This window comes from Bradyrhizobium sp. P5_C11_2 (assembly GCF_054049755.1).
Window position 1 is genome coordinate 1 of record NZ_JBFULT010000831.1, and the last position, 2,332, is coordinate 2,332.

Annotated in this window: 1 protein-coding gene; it reads right to left on the reverse strand. The window is 57.6% G+C overall.

The window, feature by feature from the left end:
• Window positions 1-347: 347 nt before the first annotated feature.
• Complete coding sequence (locus ACXJL8_RS39130; protein WP_456624345.1) at window positions 348-1,751, reverse strand: invasion associated locus B family protein; 1,404 nt, start codon at window positions 1,749-1,751, stop codon at window positions 348-350.
• Window positions 1,752-2,332 lie beyond the last annotated feature (581 nt).

Genomic DNA, 2,332 nt, shown 5'->3' on the forward strand with positions numbered 1-2,332 from the left:
CTTTCTGGCGGTCGGTTTCCCCGTCGAATGCCGCACATCGCCGCCGCCGAAGCCGACCCCGGAAGAGATGGCCGAGAAGGGAAAACTGATCGCGGCCCTGCTGGCGAAATATCGCACCGAGATGGTCAAGATGTGAGGCACACCCACCTGACTGACAGCCAAGAATGGACGGCGGCCGCCGCATAGTCGAGGCGGCCGTTCCTTTTCGCCGGTGTTCGCTTGTGGCCCATCAGCGAAGTGGCGAGACTTCGCTTTGAGGTCAGCTTAATGGGTCGGAGCGGACTAGATTTACTCACACTGAGCTTTTCGCATTTTGACCCGAAGCGGTCGTCGGCACCCAACGTCGTTCATTCCTCATCTGACGCGAAATCGAACGTTTGGGCGGGCTGCGCTTTGTGAGCCGTGGCGAACTGATCGAGTGGTAGACTTATCGCAACTGACGACGAGTTGAGGTCGGTGAGTTCAAGTTTGAGCTGTCGGCCGGCTTCCATCTGAGCAGCCAAGGTTGGTTCGATTCCGCGTGCCGCGATGCAGATGTTGGTGAGACACCAGTTGAAGGGAACCTGGGTAGGGCTACCCTGATCTATCGTCACTTTGACACCCTGCTGCAGATTTGCCCCTTGCGGAACGAAGAGCTGCAAGCGAGCCGGACCRTCAGCCCGTTGGATCAGGTCCACACGCACCACCACCTGATCGAGGTCGTCCGTGCCGGTTGAGGTCGTTCGGCATATCGTGGTCTTATCGGATGAGTCGAAACAAAGTTTTACCCAGTTTGAGTAATGAATGTTTTCAGGTAGGCGCAGTCGCGGCGGCTTCGCCTGAGGCTCCTGCTGGGGTGAAGTGCTGCTGACTTGCCCCGACAGCGTGGTGGTTGCTGAATGCTTCTCTAGAAATTGGACTACCAAAGGCGACCAGATCGGCACTGCGTCCGCGGAATCGATCATGAAGTGCCCGTCACTTCCAAAGGGGGGCAGCATACGATATTCGACATTGCCGCCCGCTTCGACAAAGGCTTGATACATCCGCTTCGTCAATTCCGGCCCGAAATAGGTGTCGTTTTCCGCGTAGATCCAGAGCATCGGTATGCGTGCGGTGCGTCCAAACTCGCCGGTAGCGGCAACAAGCTTATCGGGAGCACAATTGTTGTTGGGTTTGCCATCAACTCGGCCTCCACGCCCCGCCGCAAAGGTAATGATGGCCTGAACCGATGACGGGTTCAGGCTCGCAAGAGCAATCGAGCCCCATCCACCGCCCGACTGGCCAACGACGATGACCTTACCAGGCTGGACCATCTTCTTCTTGCTCATGTAGTCGATGACCCACTCGTTCAGAGTGGCTATAGCGAGCCCGGGACCACGAAAGTTCGGGTTGTCGCAGCTACCGACGTGAGCAAAGACAGCTCCATAGATACCCTGATCTTTGTCATCGAGACTGCTGGCCCCATACCTGATAGGCGAGATGACGACATAACCCCGACGCGCAAACCAACGTGCCGCGTCCCGATATTCGATCATGGGAAACATCGTCCGCTGATTGGCGTCGAGAGAAATCCCGTGGTTCATGACCACCAGGGGGAACGGGCCATCTCCGACCGGCCGTACCAGGAAAGCAAGCACAGGTAGCGGAAACGGCAACGCCCAGATTTCCTCCTGGATTTGTGGTCCCGCAGTTCGGTCATCTGCTGCGGCAGGGGAATGGACCGCGGAGAGGACAATCAGCAAAAGAAGGATGACCGGCAAGCGCTTCAGCATCTTCTTTCTCCGACGATGTGGTCTGGCCTGACGCTAGGTATGGGGGGTGGGAATCTGTTGATTTGGATCAAGTATCAAACCGCAAAGTTCCCCAGCTCATGCGGCTTAGTGGCCCAGCGATAACAGCGTCTGAAATTAGGGAACCTGGATGAGCGTCCACGGTCTTTTCATGCTGCTCTTGGCTTCTTCGGGGCCCGCCGCCGCTATCGTCGTGGGTCCGCTGCTGGCCCATCGCGTCGATTGGCGCGCTGCGGCGGCAGGTCTGAAGTCCGGAGTAAAGCAGAAGTCATCGCATCCAGTGCAGACCGCCGCCTTTGACCCGTAGCAGACGTGACGGGCCCCTTATTTCGGTCCCAATAGCTTGGTTCAACCTGAGCGCTGTTTCAATGTCTTGGAGCGTCCATTGAGAGCAGCTATTTTGATCTCGCTTTTGACATTGTTGCCTCAGCTGTCCGCTCAGACGCATCATGGTGAGCAGCCATCCGTTTCCCGCTTCCGAGCTTGTGTTCGGTTGCACGCACCTGATGCGCAAGCGGCGGGGGTTCGGACACCCGAGGACGCTGCGAGCTACGCCATGAAGG